The organism is Cellulomonas palmilytica (assembly GCF_021590045.1).
GTDB lineage: Bacteria > Actinomycetota > Actinomycetes > Actinomycetales > Cellulomonadaceae > Cellulomonas > Cellulomonas palmilytica.
In genome coordinates this window covers 1,268,018-1,283,423 of sequence record NZ_CP062221.1, presented here as the reverse complement: position 1 = coordinate 1,283,423, position 15,406 = coordinate 1,268,018, and the positions used below count along the sequence as shown (strand labels likewise).

The following is a 15,406-nucleotide window of genomic DNA, read 5'->3' as shown; positions in this document are numbered from 1 at the left end:
GCCACACAGCTGACGCCGTCGCCCCTCTGGGTGGCGGCGTCAGTCGTCTGCGGGCGTGGGGTGCTCGTCGAGCGCGACCTCCATGAGCACGTCGCCGCCGCGTTCCTCGTCGGCGAGCACCGCCTCGACCGCGTACCGCAGGTGCCAGCGGCCGGTCGCCTGCGCGAGCGCCGCCGCCAGGCCCGCGAGCGTCGTCGCGTGCACACGCACCTCGTCGTCCACGGTGTCGACCCACCAGTCCACGCCCACGTGGTCGACGCGCAGGTCCTCGTGCTCGCACCACCGCGTGGGCGCGTCGGGCAGCAGGTCACGCACCGGTTGCGGGACGGGTGCGGCCAGGCCGTCGTCGCGCGTCACGACACCGGGCGTCAGCTCGGAGACGCGCGGCAGGTCCAGGGCGCGCGCCAGGCGCAGCGCCTCGGCGTCGTCGCGCGCGGGCACGAGGGCCGCGACGTCGGTGCGCTGCCACCACATGGGGCTGGGCGCGATCGCGGCGTCGTGCGCCGGGACGACGAGCACGCGCCCGTCGCCGACGAGCGCGGGCACCCGCTCGGGCGGCTCGTCGGGCTGCGCGTGGCGCCACACGAGCGCCGCGGCGCGCACCGGCACACGCTCGCCCGCGGACCACGCGTCGAGCACGTCGGACCACGCCGCCCCGGACAGGTCTTGCGGCGCGGCGACCCCACCCAGCGCGCGCTGCACCTCCGCGTCCAGGTGCGCGACGGCCGCGGGCGCCGGCGGCAGGAGCGCCGCGAGCGGACCGGGCTCCCCGACGACGAACGGGCCGTCGACCCGCAGGGGCGCACGCTCGCGCAGCCACCACGCGGTGTAGGACGGCGCGACCGACCCACGGTCACCGCGCACCGGCTCGAGCAGCGCGCGCCGGAGCGCCGGCTCGTGGGACAGCAGCTCCAGCACCTGCGGCCACGCCTGCGTCGCAACCGCGTCCAGGTCCGCGACGGCCGTCAGGTCCCCCGCGTACGCACCGGGCCCGAGCACGTCGGCCAGGTGCTCGAGGTACTCCGGCCACGCGTCGAGCGCCTGCGCGGTGAGCGCGCCCCGCGCGTCGGGCGCGGGCTCCTCGTCGGTCACGACGTCCGGCACGGTGACCGTCACGAGCACCTCGCGCACGCCCGCCGCGACGAGCGTCGCGGCACCCCACCGCTCGAGCTCGTCGCGCGCGACGGCCGTCAGCACACGCCCGTCGAGCACGTGGTGCGCGGGCGACCCCGGCACGACGAGCCCGTCGGCCGGCACGAGATCGCCCGTCGCGGCGCCGACCGGCAGCAGCGCGAGCCACTCGCGCACGTCACCGGGCAGCGCGTCGGCGGCGCCCGTGGTCGCCGACCAGCGCCCCGGGTCGCGCGGGGGCAGGTGCGCGGCGACGAGCGTCAGCACGGTCGTCGTGAGGTCCGGCTCGTCGGGCTCGTCGTCCTCGTCCCACGCGAGCACGGCCTCGCGCACGGCCGGCAGCCGCAGCAGACCGAGCGCGTCGGGCCGCTGCGCGCCGAGCCGTTCGAGCAGGGGGTGCGCCGCGGCCGGGTCGACCACACGCACCCCCCAGCGTCCGAGCGTGTCGAGCACGGGCGCGACCGCCTGCGCGAGCGCCTCGTCGAGCAGCACCGCGCCCCGCGCACCGCGCACCACGCGGCCGTCGGCGAGGGGCACGGGCACGTTGGCGAGCGACTCCGGCCCGGCCGGGTCGCCCGCCGCGAGCGCGCTCAGCGCCTCGTACAGCGCGGGCCAGTCGTCGTCCGGCGCGCCCGGCAGGTCCTCGACGAGGTCCGCGAGCGCGCGCACCTCCACGCCGAGCGCACGCGCCTGCACGTCCCGTCCCGCGGGCACGACGACGAGCGCGCCGACCCGCTCCCCCAGCGCCGCGAGCGCCTCGCGCGGACCGCCGCCGGCCACCGCGACCGCGCGCCGCGGCGCGACGGGCTCGCCGTCGGCCGCGGGCGTCAGGATCGCCGCACCGGCCAGGGCCTCGACGAGCAGCGGGCGCAGCGCCGCGTCCAGCGGCCCCGCGGGCAGGGCCGTCGGGACCAGGGCGAGCGGGTCCTCGCCGTCCGCGACGAGCGCGAGCGCGAGGTCCGCGTACGCGTCGGCCGCGTGCCGCAGCACCGCGTCCGTCAACGGCCCGGTGGCGACGTGGCGGCGCGTCGGGTCGAGCGGGAGGGTCGCGACGAGCAGCGCGGGCACGTCGAGCGGCTCGTCCGTCGGGGTCGGGGCGTGCACCACGCGCGGGCCCGCCGCGGCAGCCTCCGCGAACGGGTCCACGCGCGCCGTCCGCGCCGCGTCGGTGCGCGGCAGCGCCCACGTCACGCGCCAGCCCGTCGCGTCGCGCTCCTCGACCGGGCGGTCCGCGAGCAGGTCCCGCGGCAGGTCCCCCTCCGCGGAGGCGACGAACCAGCGCGCGTCCACGTCCGCGAGCCGCCGCGGCCCGCCGTCGGACGTCTCGTCCTCGACGACCACCTCCGTCAGCCCGGGCAGCGCGAGCAGCAGCGCGTCGTCCACCGCGTGCAGCAGCGCGCGCACCTCGTCGGCCGCGACCTCGTCGCGCAGCAGCAGCACGACCGCCGTGTCGAACCCCTCCGGCGGGCGCCCCTGCGCGGCGAACGGCAGCCGCAGCGCCGGCAGCGAGCCGTCGCGTCGCACGAGCTCGGTCGCCAGCGCCGGGACCTGGGCCGCAAGCTCCTCCAGCTCCGTGGCGGTGTCCCGCAGCGAGAACCGCACCGCCCCCGACGTCGAGAGCACCGAGATCTCGTCGGACACCGCACGCACCGCCGCGAACCCCACCCCGAACCGCCCGACCACGCGGACGTCCGCCGGACCGTCGGCGCGCTTGGTCGACGCACGCATCGACGCGAGCGACGCGACCCCCGCCTCGTCGAGCGGCGCACCCGTGTTCGCCGCGACGAGCGACGTCCCCTCGTCCGTGCGGGTCAGCCGCAGCAGCAGCCGCCCGGGCACGCCCGCGCGCACCGCCGCGTCGGCCGCGTTCTGCGCGAGCTCGACGACCACGCGGTCGCGGTAGTAGCCGCGCGCGTGGTCCTCCTCGAGGTTCGCGTCCTCACGCAGGCGCGACTGCGACGCGCGCCACGCGCTCAGGACCGCCGCACGCAGCGCGGCGGTGCCGAACGCGTCGGGCGTCACTGCTCCAGTTCGGGCTGGTCGTCCGTGCCCGGCTGGTCCTGCTGGACCTGCTCGTGGGACGCCGACCCGGTCGCGTCGGCCCCCTCGGCGACGACCTGCGGCTCGTCGGTCTGCGGCTCGTCGGCCGGCGGCTCGTCGGCCGACGCCTCGTCGGCCACCGGCTTGTCGGTCAGCGCCTCGTCGGCCGACTGCTCGACAGCCTCGGGCTCCTCGGCGCGCGCAGGGACCAGCTCGAGACGCATCTCGTCGATCAGCGGGTCCGGCGCCGGCCAGTCGCTCGGGCCGGGCTCGACGTCCGTCTCCGAGTGCGCGCCGCACCCGTGGTCCAGCGAGACGACCTTGCCGTCGTCGGGCGACCACGCGTTCGCGCACACGCCGAACACCGTGCCCAGCGCACCCTGCAGCGGCACGAGGAACCCGCACGACCAGCAGGCACCCGACGACGCGAGCGAGCCCGCGCTCGTCGGACCGCGCGCGCCGCGGTACCAGCGCTCGGCGGCCTCGTCGCGACCCTGCGGCGCGAGCACGCGCACCCGGGCGAGCGCGAGCTCGTCGATCGCGACCTCGTCGAGCTCCGGGTCGCCCGTGGGCGTCCAGCCGGGCTCGAGGCGCGGGTCGTCCGCGCGGAACGGCAGCACGTCACCGGGGCCGATGTCGCCGGGGCGCAGGCGGTCCGCCCACGGCACCCACGGCTGGCCGAGGATCGCGTCGGGGCCGGGCAGCAGCTCGGCCTCGCAGACCGTCGCGGTGCGACCGCGCGGCACGCGCGCGACCGTGACCGTCCACTCCCACCCGCGGTACCCGCGTGCGAGGCACGCGAAGCGGTGCGAGACGAGGCGCTCGCCCTCGACGACCACGCCCAGGTGCTCACCCACGTCCGACGGGTCGGACGCGATCTCGACCGCGACCTCGCGCGCGAGGTCGACCGCCGAGCCCAGCACGGCGTCGCGGGTCCTCGTGGCGGTCGCCACGCTCAGCCCTCGAGCTCGTCGGCGACGGCGCGCAGCGCCTGCGCGTACGCCTTGCCGCGCGACGGGTCGGGGTAGCGCCCGCGGCGCAGGTCACCACCGACCCGGTCGAGGACCTTGATGAGGTCCTCGACGACGACCACCATCTCGTCGGGCTTGCGGCGCTGCGCCTTGGCCACCGACGGGACCGGGTCGAGGAGCTTGACCGAGAGCGCCTGCGGGCCGCGCTTGCCGTCGGCCACGCCGAAGTCCACCTTGGCGCCCGGCTTGGGCGCGGTCACGCCCGCGGGCAGCGCCGACGCGTGCAGGAAGACCTCGCCGCCGTCGTCGGACGCGATGAAGCCGAACCCTCGCTCGGTGTCGAACCACTTGACCTTGCCGGTAGGCACGGCAGACCCCTGTCGTGAGAAGAACCAGTCGCGCCCAAGGCTACCGGCCCGCGCACGTCCTTTCGTGCCGACCTGTCGTGCGGCACCGACGCGCGTGCGACGATCGCGGGGATGAGCCGCGAGCGGGGCACCCGCAGCCAGGGGGCGGGCGACAGGACCAGCCGGGGGACGGCCGTGCTCGCCGTGGCCGTCCTGGTCGCGGCGCTGCTCGCCGGGGCGGCGCTCCTGCTCGCGCGCGGGCACGACGACCGCCCGGGCGTCTCCTCGTACTCGGGCGTCGACCCCGACGTGTACGCCGCCGAGCTGCTCGTGGCGGCCGACGCCGCGCACACGGCCGCAGGCCTCCCCGCGTGGCGGGACGCGCCGTGCGTCGGCGACCTCGCGCGCGACCGGGCCCGCGCGCTCGTCGGCGACCACCTCACGCACGCGCCGCTGGAGGACGTGCTCGCCGCGTGCGTGCCGCTGACGACCGCGGCGGAGAACCTCAGCCGCGGCGCCGCACCCGCCGCGGAGGTCGTCGAGGCGTGGCAACGCTCGCCCGGGCACCGGGCCAACCTCGAGGACCCCACGCTCACGCACGCACGCGCGGGCTGCGTGCACGACGGCGACGAGCTCGTGTGCTCGCTCGTCCTCGTCGGCCCCTGACCTGCGGCGACGCCACCCTCGGGCGACGTGGTGACCCCGAGCGGTCGCCATGTCAGTTGCCCCCTGTTACGTTCGGCGTCACCGAGACGAGTGGCAGCCACACGGGGGGATGGCCCATGACGTCGACGACACACCCGTTCGTCGGGCGCCGCCGCCCCACGGTCCCGGCCGTGAGCCCGCCGGGCGCGCTCACGTCGTGGAGCGTCCCGTACGCACGACGCATCGCGGTCACCGACGCCCTCGCGATCACGACGGCCGTGGCCGTCGCGTACGGCCTGGAGTTCCCCCTGCGGTCCTCGATGGCGGTGTCCGGCGAGTACTCGCCCTCCTACCTGGCGGTGTCGGTCGCGCTGTGCGCGGCGTGGTTCACGCTCCTGACCGTCGGCCGGACGCGCGACCGGCGGCTGCTCGGCTCCGGGACCGAGGAGCTGTCCCGCGTGTGCGTCGTGACGTGGCACCTGTTCGCGGGCGTCGCGATCGTCGGGTTCCTCGCGCGCATGGACCTCGGTCGGGGGTTCCTCGGGATCGCCGCGCCGCTCGGTCTCGTCCTGCTCCTGGCGTCCCGCCTGGCCTGGCGGCGCTCGCTGCACCGGCGGCGCGACGCGGGCCTCGACGTGAGCCCCGTGCTCGTCGTCGGCCCGCAGCACAAGGTCACCACGCTCGTCGACGAGTTCCACCGCAACCCGCGTGCGGGTTACCGCGTGACCGGCGTGTGCCTGTCCGACGCGCCCGCGAGCGCACCCGACGTCGTCGGGGGCGTGCGCGTGCTCGGCACGCACGAGCAGGCCGCGGCGATCGCGCGGCACGAGCGCGTCGCCGCGGTGGCCGTCGCGGGCGCGGACGCCATGACGGCCGACGCCGTGCGACGCCTCGGCTGGGACCTCGAGGGCACCGGGATCGACCTCGCGCTGACGCTCGCCCTGACCGACGTCGCCGGTCCGCGCGTCCTCATGCGCCCCGTCAACGGGCTCCCGCTCATGTACGTCGACGAGCCGCGGTTCAGCGGGTCGCGCTACGCCGCGAAGTCGCTGTTCGACTGGTGCACCGCGCTCGCGCTGCTCGTCCTGCTCGCCCCCCTCATGCTGACCATCGCGGCGCTCGTGAAGCTCACCAGCCCCGGGCCCGTGCTGTACGCGCAGGAGCGCATCGGCAAGGACGGCGAGCGGTTCCGCATGCTGAAGTTCCGCACGATGCGCGTCGGCGCGCACGACGAGCTCGCCGCGGTGCTCGCGGCGAACGGCGTCGACGGCGTCGGCGCGTTCTACAAGCTCAAGGACGACCCGCGGGTGACGCGCGTCGGTCGCGTGCTGCGTCGGCTGTCGCTCGACGAGCTCCCGCAGCTGGTCAACGTCCTGCGCGGCGACATGAGCCTCGTCGGACCGCGCCCGCAGATCGAGGCGGAGGTCGCCACGTACGACCGCGTCGCCCACCGGCGTCTCCTGGTGCGGCCGGGCATGACGGGGCTGTGGCAGGTGTCGGGACGCTCGAGCCTCGACCCCCGCACCGCGATGCGGCTCGACGTCGCGTACGTCGAGAACTGGACGCTCGCCGGCGACGTGCTGATCCTGGCGCGCACCGCACGCGCCGTCCTCGCGCGCGAGGGGGCGTACTGAGGCACGACGCGTACTGAGGCACGACGAAGGGGCGGGGTGGCCCTGCGGCCTCCCCGCCCGTGGTCGTGACGTCAGACCTGCGTCCGCTCGCGCCGCTTGGTGGCGTACACCACCGCGCCCGCGCCGAGGACGAGCACCGCGCCCGCACCGAGCGCGAGCGGCAGCACGTCGCTGCCCGTGGAGGACAGCTCGCCGCCGGGCGCCTCCGCGACGCTGCCGGCGACCTGGAACGTCTGGGTGCTGAGCACCTCGCCCGACTCCGCGTCGGTCACGACGGCCGTGAACGTACCCGCCTGGCTCAGCGTCACCGTGAAGACGGCCGTCCCGGACGCGTCCGCGGTCCGCGTGAGCGACTTGGTCCCGGCGATCTGGATCGCGGAGTCCGGGATGTTCGCGCTGGACGTGATGGTGAGCGTGACTCGGGCACCAGGTGGCCCGACCACGGTGATGGTGAAGCTCTGCCCGACGGCGGGCGTCGTGGTCGACGCCGTGCCCGTGTCCGTGTAGTCCTCCGCGCCGTACCCGAACGCGGCGGACGGGGACAGGACGAGCGCCCCCACGATGGCGGCCGAGGCGACCGCGCGACGCACTCTCATGACATCTCCCCCCTGATGAATGACTGGCACGCGATCCGTCGCCTCAGGCGACGGCGGTCGCAATCAGGACACTAACCCCGATCCCGGCAGGACGAAACCGCAGAGACCCGGTCGAAGCCCGAGGCGAGCGGCGTCCCGCGCACCAGCACCGGCCCGGGGGCGTCCGGCCCGGTCACCACCTGCACCTCGATCGTGCGGCGCGCGCCGGGCTCGAACGTCCAGGTCAGCGCACCGACCGAGAGCCCGTCGTGCACCTGGGCGTGCACCTGCGCGGGCCGACCGTCGACCTCCAGATGCTCCATCCGCGCACCCGTCGGCAGGTACAGCAGCAGGTTGGTCCGCAGCAGCCCCGGCTCGACGACGCTGCCGTCCCCGACCACGTACCAGGGCAGCTCCGTGATCCCATCGGGTGGCGCGAACGTGTAGCCGGCCCGGATGACGAACCGCTGCGCGCCGTCGTCGAGGCACCGCACGTCGTCCACCGACACGTCCGCGTCGAGGTAGTACCCGACCTTGCCCTGCGTCCCGTCGTTGAGGAACAGCCCGACGACCGGCCGGTCCCCGACACGGCCCGCGAGCTCGCCGGACAGCACCGTGCCGCGCAGCAGCGCCTGCTCGTCGTCGTGCGCGGACCACACCATGAGGCGGCCGCGCCGCGCCGCCTCCGCGAGCGCGTCCATCACACCCGCCGGGTCCGACGAGCCCGCGACGACCCGCGCGAACACGGCCGCGGCGGTCTCCGCGAAGAACGCGTCCTGGTCCCGCGGGTCGGTCATGCGCACGTACACGTCGTTGAGCAGGACGCGCACCGCGTCGTCCCCCGTGAGCGTGGTCCCGTCGTCGAGGGTCACCGGCCCGGTGACGCGCAGGACCAGCGCGAGGGTCTCCGGGTCGACCGACAGCACACCGTCCACGTCGACGCCCGTGTCACGCGACCACACCTCGCGCGCGATCTGTGCGGAGCGGACGAAGTCCGGCGTGAACGTCACGTCGCGCATGTCCGTCGCGAGCCGCGGCCCGAACAGGTCCTGCTCGACGGGCGTCAGCGCGACCACGGGCTCGGCGAACCCGGCGAGGTCGCCGCCGCGGCGCTGCTCGAGCACCTGCACGCGCCCGTCGTCGGCCCGCAGCCGCAGCACCGCACCCGGGATGCCGCCCGTCGCGCGCGGCTCCGCCTCGTTCTGCACGAGCACCAGGTAGTCCCGCGGGCCGTCCGACCCGAGCATCGACGGCAGGAGCGCCGCCGCGCGCGAGGCCGTGCCCGTGTCCACCGCGACGCTCGCGAGCTCGTCGCGCAGCCGCCGCGCCGCGTCCGCGACGGGCCCGACGAGGCCGTCCGTGCCGACCGCCGCGACCCGTCGGTGGGCGGCCCTGACCGCCTCGTCCGCCCGCGCGACCCGGTCCGCGACCGCCGCGAGCGGCGCGACGTCCACCCGGCCGTCGACCGGCGCGAGCACCGACGGGTCGACGACGCTGGTCACCTCGACCAGCGACGGCAGCGCCCGGTGCGTGAGCTCGTCAACGGACCGCGCGACCTCCTGGACCGCGCGCGTGTTCGCCCCGACCCCCGGCACCCGGCCCGCGAGCGCCCACAGCGGCCCGTCCGTGTGGTCACGCGCGGTGCGTGCATGCCGCTGCGCGGAGGCCAGCGTCGCCTCGGCGTCCTGCCCCGCCGGGTCCGCGACCTGCTCACGGAGCCGGGCCAGGTCCGTCGCCGTCGCCTCGAGCGCGCCGCGCGCCCGCAATGCGTCGACCGCCAGGACGGCCCCGACGACGACGACCGCCAGCAGCACGAGACCCGCGACCGCGAGCACCCGACGGCGGCGGCGACGCCCCCCTCGCCGGCCACCCGGCCCGTCCTGCCTCGGCTGCACCGCGCCCCCACACTTGCCGTCGCGGACCGACTGCCCCGCCGACCCGTGGCGATGCTAACCGGGACGCTTCGGACAGGCGCGGCGCACACGTGGCCGCCCGCCGCTGATCGGGCGCCGCGGCGCGCGGGCCTCCGGCATCATGGCCGGGTGACGACCGCCCCGGACCCCGCCCTCGTCCTCGCCGTCTGCACGGGCAACATCTGCCGCTCCCCCGCGGTGGAGCGGCTGCTCGCGGCCCGGCTCGCGGGGACGGACGTCGTCGTGGCGTCCGCCGGCACGCGCGCGGTCGTCGGCGCACCCGTGAGCCCGCCCATGGTCCCGCTGGTGGAGGCCGCCGGGGCGAGCGCGGACGGGTTCGTGGCGCGTCGCCTCAGCCCGGGCATCGCGCGCGACGCGGACCTCGTCCTCGCCCTCACGCGCCGGCACCGGGCCGCGATCGTCGAGACCGTGCCCGCGCTCGTGCGCCGCACGTTCACGCTGCTCGAGCTCGCGCGCCTGCTCGACCACGTCGACCCCGCCGAGCTGCGCGCCGCGGGCGACACCCCCGGGGAGCGCGTCCGTGCGCTGCCGCGCCTGGCGACCGCCGTGCGGCACCTCGCCGACCGGGGCGAGGACGACGTCGTCGACCCGTACGGCGGCTCCGACGCCCTGTACCGCGAGTCGTTCAGCCAGCTCGCCCCCGCGACCGAGGCCCTCGCCGCGGCCCTGCGCGACTGACCCCCGAACCGCGGGTCGTCTCAGCCCTCCGCGAGGCGGTCCAGGGCGAGGCCGGCGAGCAGCGCGGCGCTGCGGGCGAGCGCGGCGTCCTCGAAGCGCGCCTGCGGCGAGTGGTTGTAGGGCGCGGTGCGCGGGTCCTCGCCAGGCAGGATCGCGCTGACGAACACGAACGCGCCGGGGACCTCGTGCAGGACGTAGGAGAAGTCCTCGCCGCCCGCGAGCGGGTCGGGCATCTCGAGCCACGCGTCGTCGCCGAACAGCGAGCGCGCGAGGCGCGCGGTGCGCTCGAGCTCGTGCGCGTCGTTGACGGTGACCGGGTAGCCGCGCCGGTAGTCGACGGTCGCGGTCATGCCGTGCGCGGCGGCGACGTGCTCGCACACCTCGCGCAGCCGCTCGGGCGCCGCGGTCCACGTGTCCTGCGAGAACGTGCGGACGGTGATCTCGAGCGTCGCCGACGACGGGATGACGTTGTTGACCGTGCCGGAGTGGATCGCGCCGACCGTCACGACGACCGGGTCGAACACGTTGAACCGGCGCGTGACCATCGCCTGCAGCGCGAGCACGATCTCGGCGGCGACGGGCACCGGGTCGGCCGCGCGGTGCGGTGCGGAGCCGTGCCCGCCGATGCCGTGCACCGTCACCGTGACGTCGTCGGGCGCGGCCATCGCGGTGCCCGCACGGCCCGCGACGACTCCGTAGGGCAGCAGCCCGCCCGAGACGTGCGCGCCGTACGCGGCGACCACGCGCTCGCCCGCGGCGTCGAGCACGCCCTCGCGGATCATGTACTCCGCGCCGCCGTCGCCCTCCTCGCCGGGCTGGAACATGAGGACGACGGAGCCCGCGATCTCGTCCCGGCGGGCGGCGAGCAGACGCGCGGCGCCGACGAGCCCCGCGACGTGCATGTCGTGACCGCACGCGTGCATGAGGCCCTCGTGCTGGGAGGTGAACGGCTCGCCGGTGTCCTCGGTGACGGGCAGCGCGTCCATGTCGCCGCGCAGCAGCACCGCCGGGCCGGGGCGTGCACCGCGCAGGACCGCGACGACCGAGGTCAGCGACTCGCCCGTCGTGACCTCCAGCCCGAGGCCCTCGAGCGCCTCGAGCACGAGGGCCTGCGTGCGCGGCAGGTGCAGCCCCAGCTCGGGGACGCGGTGCAGTGCGTGCCGCAGCTTCGCCAGCTCGGGCAGCATCGCCTGCGCGTCGTCGTACAGGCCGGTCGGCTCTCCCACGTCATCCTCCGCTGCTCGCGTGCTCGTCGGGCCCGACGCTACCGCCCGCCGCAGGGAGTGGTCGGCCGGGCGGCGCTGCGTGCGCGCAGGTGGCGCACGTATCGTGGTGCGGATGCCCACGTTCACCGCGCACCTGCGCTCGTCGTCCGACGAGGCGCTCGCGGTGCTGCTCGCGCGGCGCCCGGACCTCGCCTCCCCGTTCCCGGGGAACCTCACGTCGCTCGCGGTGCGGGCCACGGGCCGCGCGAGCCTGGAGCGCGCGCTGGCGGGGGTCGACGCGGTCGTCGTGCAGGTGCTCGAGGCCGTCGTCGCGCTGGGCGGTGCGACGCACGCCGCGATCCAGGAGGCGGTCGCGGGCGGTCCGGACGACGAGGTCGCGCGGGCCACCGACGAGGGGCTCGCGCTCGCGCTGCTGCACCCGGACGACGAGGGTGCGCTCGTGCTCGCGCCGGGCGTCGCGGAGCTGCTGGGCGCGCACCCCGCCGGTCTCGCGCTGGAGGTCGCGGGCCCGGCCGACCCGACTGCGCTGCCGTCCGACGACGACCCGCTCGCCGCCCCCGCGCGCGCGGTGCTCGACGCCCTCACGTGGGGGCCGCCTGTGGGCCTCGCGCCCGGTCCGGGCTCACCCGCCGGGGACGCGGTCGCGATGCTCGTCGCGCGGCGCCTGCTCGTGCGCGGCGCGGGGCGGCACGTGCTGCTGCCCGCGTCGGTCGCGCTCGCGCTGCGCGGCGGGCGCACGCACCGCGGCGTGGCCGTGCCGCCCGACCTCACGCAGGTCCCGCACCGCTCCCCCGCGACCGTGGCCGCGGAGTCGGCGAGCGCCGGTGAGCGGTGCGTCCGGCTGGTCGCGCGGCTGCTGCGGGCGTGGGAGCAGGACCCGCCGGGCGTGCTGCGCGCGGGCGGGCTGGCGGTGCGCGAGCTGCGGCGCACGGCCGCGACCCTGGAGGTGGACGAGCGCGAGGCGGCGTTCGTCGTCGAGCTCGCGTTCGCGGCGGGGCTGCTCGCGGTGGACGACGACGAGCCGGCGGTGTTCGCCCCGACGACCGACGCCGACGCGTGGTCCACGCTCGACCTGCCGCAGCGCTGGGTCGCGCTCGCGTCCGCGTGGCTCGCGACGACCCGCACGCCGTGGCTCGTGGGCTCGCGCGACGAGCGCGGGTCGCTGATCGCCGCGCTGGACCCGGAGCTCGCGCGGCCGTGGGCGCCGCGGCTGCGCCGCGCGGTGCTGGGCGTGCTCGCCCGCGAGCCGGGCCGCGCGCCCGGGGCGGACGCCGTGGTCGACGCGCTGGGCTGGGCGACGCCGCGGACCGTCCCGCCGCGCAGCGCGGTCGAGGCGGTGCTCACGGAGGCGTCGCGCCTGGGCGCGTCGGGTGCCGGTGCGCTGAGCGACGCCGCGCGCGCCCTGCTCGACGCGGGCGGCGACGGCGCCGGGGTGCAGGCCGCGGCGGTGTTCGCGGCGGGGCTGGCGCCCGAGGTCGGCGACCTGCTGCTGCAGGGCGACCTCACCGGGATCGTGCCCGGACGGCCCGCCGCGGAGCTCGAGGCGCTGCTCGAGCGTGCCGCCGTCGTCGAGTCCCGCGGCGGCGCGGTCACCGTGCGGTTCACGCCCGAGTCGGTGCGACGCGCGCTGGACGACGGTCTGACGGCCGACGAGCTCGTCGAGCGATTGACGGCATTCGCGCGCGGCGGGATCCCCCAGGCCCTGGACTACCTGGTGCGGGACGCGGCCCGGCGGCACGGGCGCCTGCGGGCGGGCGCGGCCTCGTCGTACCTGCGGGCCGACGACCCCGCGCTCCTGGCGGGTCTCGCGGACGACCCACGGCTCGCGGACCTCGGCCTCGTGCAGCTCGCGCCGACCGTGCTCGCGGCGCAGGCGTCCACGCACGAGCTCGTCGAGACGCTGCGCGCGCACGGGCTCTCGCCCGTCGCCGAGGCCCCCGACGGGCAGGTGCTGCACCTGGAGCGCACGGTCCGCCGCGCGCGCCGCCGCGGGTCCCGGCGCACCGCGGCGCCCGTGGTCACGCGCACCACCGACACCGCCGCGCTGGTGCGCCGGCTGCGCTCGTCGGACCAGCACCCCACGCCCGACGCGACCGACCCGGCCGCCGCGACCCCCGCCCCGGCGCGCAGCCCCGCACCGGGCCCCGGAACAGACGACCCCGCCGCCGCGTTGGCACTCCTGCGTGAGGCCGCCGCCGCACGCGAGAACGTGTGGGTCGAGCTCGTCGGACCCCAGGGGCGGCCCGAACGCCGACTGCTGCGACCGCTGCGCGTCGAGGGAGGGCGGCTGCGTGCCGCCGACCCCGTGCGCGAGTCCGAGCTGACCGTCGCCGTCCACCGGATCGGCGTCGTGCAGCGCGCGACCGACGACAGCGGGTACGACCAGGACCACGACCAGGAGGTCACGTGAGCGGACCGCTCATCGTCCAGAGCGACAAGACGCTGCTGCTCGAGATCGACCACGACCAGGCCGATGCCTGCCGTCGCGCGATCGCGCCGTTCGCGGAGCTCGAGCGCGCCCCGGAGCACGTGCACACCTACCGGCTCACGCCGCTCGGCCTGTGGAACGCGCGCGCCGCGGGGCACGACGCCGAGCAGGTCGTCGACGTGCTGCTGGAGTACTCGCGCTACCCGGTGCCGCACGCGCTGCTCGTCGACGTCGCGGAGACGATGGCGCGGTACGGGCGGCTGCAGCTCGTGCAGGACCCCGTGCACGGGCTGGTGCTGCACGCGCTCGACCCGGCCGTGCTGGCCGAGGTCATGAAGTCCAAGCGCACCGCCGGTCTGCTGGGCGCGCGGCTGGACGCGACCGACGTCGTCGTGCACCCGTCCGAGCGCGGCCACCTCAAGCAGGTGCTGCTCAAGCTCGGCTGGCCCGCCGAGGACCTCGCGGGGTACGTCGACGGCGAGGCGCACCCGATCGCGCTCGAGGAGGACGGCTGGGCCATGCGGCCCTACCAGCAGCAGGCCGTCGAGGGGTTCTGGCACGGCGGGTCGGGCGTCGTCGTGCTGCCCTGCGGCGCCGGCAAGACGATCGTCGGCGCAGGGGCGATGGCGAAGTCCTCGACGACGACGCTCATCCTCGTCACCAACACCGTCTCCGCGCGGCAGTGGCGCGACGAGCTCGTGCGCCGCACGTCGCTGACCGAGGACGAGATCGGCGAGTACTCGGGTGCCCGCAAGGAGATCCGGCCCGTCACCATCGCGACCTACCAGGTGCTCACCACCAAGCGGAAGGGCGTCTACTCGCACCTCGAGCTGCTCGACGCGCGCGACTGGGGCCTGGTCCTGTACGACGAGGTGCACCTGCTGCCCGCGCCGATCTTCCGGATGACCGCGGACCTGCAGGCCCGTCGCCGGCTCGGCCTGACCGCGACGCTGGTGCGCGAGGACGGGCGTGAGGACGAGGTGTTCTCGCTCATCGGACCCAAGCGGTTCGACGCGCCGTGGAAGGACATCGAGGCGCAGGGGTACATCGCGCCCGCGGAGTGCATCGAGGTGCGCCTGACGCTGCCCGACGCCGACCGCATGGCGTACGCGACGGCCGAGCCCGAGGAGAAGTACCGGCTCGCCGCGACCGCGTCCGGCAAGAACCGCGTGGTCGAGCGGCTCGTCGCGCAGCACGAGGGCGAGCCGACGCTCGTCATCGGCCAGTACCTGGACCAGCTGCACGAGCTCGCCGAGCACATCGGCGCGGACCTCATCACCGGGGAGACCACCGTGCGCGAGCGGCAGCGCCTGTTCGACGCGTTCCGCGCCGGGGAGATCACCAAGCTCGTCGTCTCCAAGGTCGCGAACTTCTCGATCGACCTGCCCGAGGCGTCCGTCGCGATCCAGGTGTCGGGGTCGTTCGGGTCCCGGCAGGAGGAGGCGCAGCGGCTCGGCCGCATCATGCGGCCCAAGGCGAGCGGGCGGACGGCGCACTTCTACACGGTCGTCGCGCGCGACACCGTGGACCAGGAGTTCGCCGCCCACCGCCAGCGGTTCCTGGCCGAGCAGGGCTACGCGTACACGATCAAGGACGCCGAGGACCTGGGCGTCGCCTGACCGTCGTCGTCCCCCTCGTCGTCCCCCTGACCCCTCGCCCGCGACCCCGTCATTCCTCCGGGTATCCGACGTCGGAGCCGGAGCAACCGCGGGGTCGCGGCCGGCCTTTCGCACGAGACCGTCGTTGCTCCGGGTCTGGGACGACGAAGCCGGAGCAACCGCGGGGTCGTCGGGGAGG

Annotated in this window: 11 protein-coding genes; 5 read left to right on the top strand and 6 right to left on the bottom strand. The window is 76.5% G+C overall.

Annotated features, from left to right (window positions below; all coding sequences use genetic code 11):
• Window positions 1–39 precede the first annotated feature (39 nt).
• Genes F1D97_RS06045 through F1D97_RS06035 form a run of 3 tightly spaced genes read right to left on the bottom strand, consistent with a single transcriptional unit; the run spans window position 40 to window position 4,510 of the window.
• Window positions 40–3,153 carry a sacsin N-terminal ATP-binding-like domain-containing protein gene (locus F1D97_RS06045; RefSeq protein ID WP_236122973.1) on the bottom strand — a complete coding sequence of 1,038 codons (3,114 nt, stop codon included), beginning with the start codon at window positions 3,151–3,153 and terminating at the stop codon, window positions 40–42.
• Window positions 3,150–4,124 (bottom strand): DUF3027 domain-containing protein, encoded by a 975-nt coding sequence (locus F1D97_RS06040; RefSeq protein ID WP_236122972.1) that lies wholly within the window; start codon window positions 4,122–4,124, stop codon window positions 3,150–3,152. The genes F1D97_RS06045 and F1D97_RS06040 overlap by 4 nt, the downstream gene beginning before the upstream one ends.
• Window positions 4,125–4,126: 2 nt before the next feature.
• On the bottom strand, window positions 4,127–4,510 hold the full coding sequence (locus F1D97_RS06035) for a cold-shock protein (protein ID WP_236122971.1): 384 nt from the start codon (window positions 4,508–4,510) through the stop codon (window positions 4,127–4,129).
• Window positions 4,511–4,621: 111 nt separating this feature from the next.
• Between F1D97_RS06035 and F1D97_RS06030 the strand changes: the two genes are divergently transcribed.
• Both F1D97_RS06030 and F1D97_RS06025 read left to right on the top strand, forming a co-directional pair.
• On the top strand, window positions 4,622–5,155 hold the full coding sequence (locus F1D97_RS06030) for a CAP domain-containing protein (RefSeq protein WP_236122970.1): 534 nt from the start codon (window positions 4,622–4,624) through the stop codon (window positions 5,153–5,155).
• Between the two features lie 116 nt (window positions 5,156–5,271).
• Complete coding sequence (locus tag F1D97_RS06025; protein WP_236122969.1) at window positions 5,272–6,768, top strand: sugar transferase; 1,497 nt, start codon at window positions 5,272–5,274, stop codon at window positions 6,766–6,768.
• Window positions 6,769–6,839: 71 nt separating this feature from the next.
• Here the strand turns inward: F1D97_RS06025 and F1D97_RS06020 are convergent, their stop codons facing one another.
• Both F1D97_RS06020 and F1D97_RS17415 read right to left on the bottom strand, forming a co-directional pair.
• Complete coding sequence (locus F1D97_RS06020) at window positions 6,840–7,364, bottom strand: peptidase (RefSeq protein WP_236122968.1); 525 nt, start codon at window positions 7,362–7,364, stop codon at window positions 6,840–6,842.
• A 71-nt stretch (window positions 7,365–7,435) separates the two neighbouring features.
• A complete protein-coding gene (locus F1D97_RS17415; protein ID WP_263008799.1) occupies window positions 7,436–9,178 on the bottom strand; it encodes a DUF4012 domain-containing protein in 1,743 nt (580 codons plus the stop codon).
• Between the two features lie 207 nt (window positions 9,179–9,385).
• Between F1D97_RS17415 and F1D97_RS06005 the strand changes: the two genes are divergently transcribed.
• Window positions 9,386–9,955, top strand: coding sequence for an arsenate reductase/protein-tyrosine-phosphatase family protein (locus F1D97_RS06005; protein WP_236122967.1), 570 nt, complete (start codon window positions 9,386–9,388; stop codon window positions 9,953–9,955).
• A gap of 20 nt (window positions 9,956–9,975) precedes the next feature.
• On the opposite strand, the gene F1D97_RS06000 is transcribed toward F1D97_RS06005, so the two are convergent.
• Window positions 9,976–11,142, bottom strand: coding sequence for a M20 metallopeptidase family protein (locus F1D97_RS06000; protein WP_236123503.1), 1,167 nt, complete (start codon window positions 11,140–11,142; stop codon window positions 9,976–9,978).
• Window positions 11,143–11,293: 151 nt separating this feature from the next.
• Here F1D97_RS06000 and F1D97_RS05995 point away from each other — a divergent pair, with 151 nt between their 5' ends.
• Entirely contained in the window at window positions 11,294–13,591 is a 2,298-nt protein-coding gene (locus F1D97_RS05995; protein ID WP_236122966.1) for a helicase-associated domain-containing protein, read from the top strand.
• A complete protein-coding gene (locus F1D97_RS05990) occupies window positions 13,588–15,228 on the top strand; it encodes a DNA repair helicase XPB (protein ID WP_236122965.1) in 1,641 nt (546 codons plus the stop codon). Before F1D97_RS05995 ends, F1D97_RS05990 begins: the two co-directional genes overlap by 4 nt.
• Window positions 15,229–15,406 lie beyond the last annotated feature (178 nt).

What these genes read in the sequence shown, in the direction of transcription:
- F1D97_RS06030 (WP_236122970.1), top strand. Translation starts at nt 4,622, where the DNA reads ATGAGCCGCGAGCGGGGCACCCGCAGCCAGGGGGCGGGCGACAGGACC.
- F1D97_RS06025 (WP_236122969.1), top strand. Translation starts at nt 5,272, where the DNA reads ATGACGTCGACGACACACCCGTTCGTCGGGCGCCGCCGCCCCACGGTC.
- F1D97_RS06020 (WP_236122968.1), bottom strand. Translation starts at nt 7,364, where the DNA reads ATGAGAGTGCGTCGCGCGGTCGCCTCGGCCGCCATCGTGGGGGCGCTC.
- F1D97_RS06000 (WP_236123503.1), bottom strand. Translation starts at nt 11,142, where the DNA reads ATGCTGCCCGAGCTGGCGAAGCTGCGGCACGCACTGCACCGCGTCCCC.
- F1D97_RS05995 (WP_236122966.1), top strand. Translation starts at nt 11,294, where the DNA reads ATGCCCACGTTCACCGCGCACCTGCGCTCGTCGTCCGACGAGGCGCTC.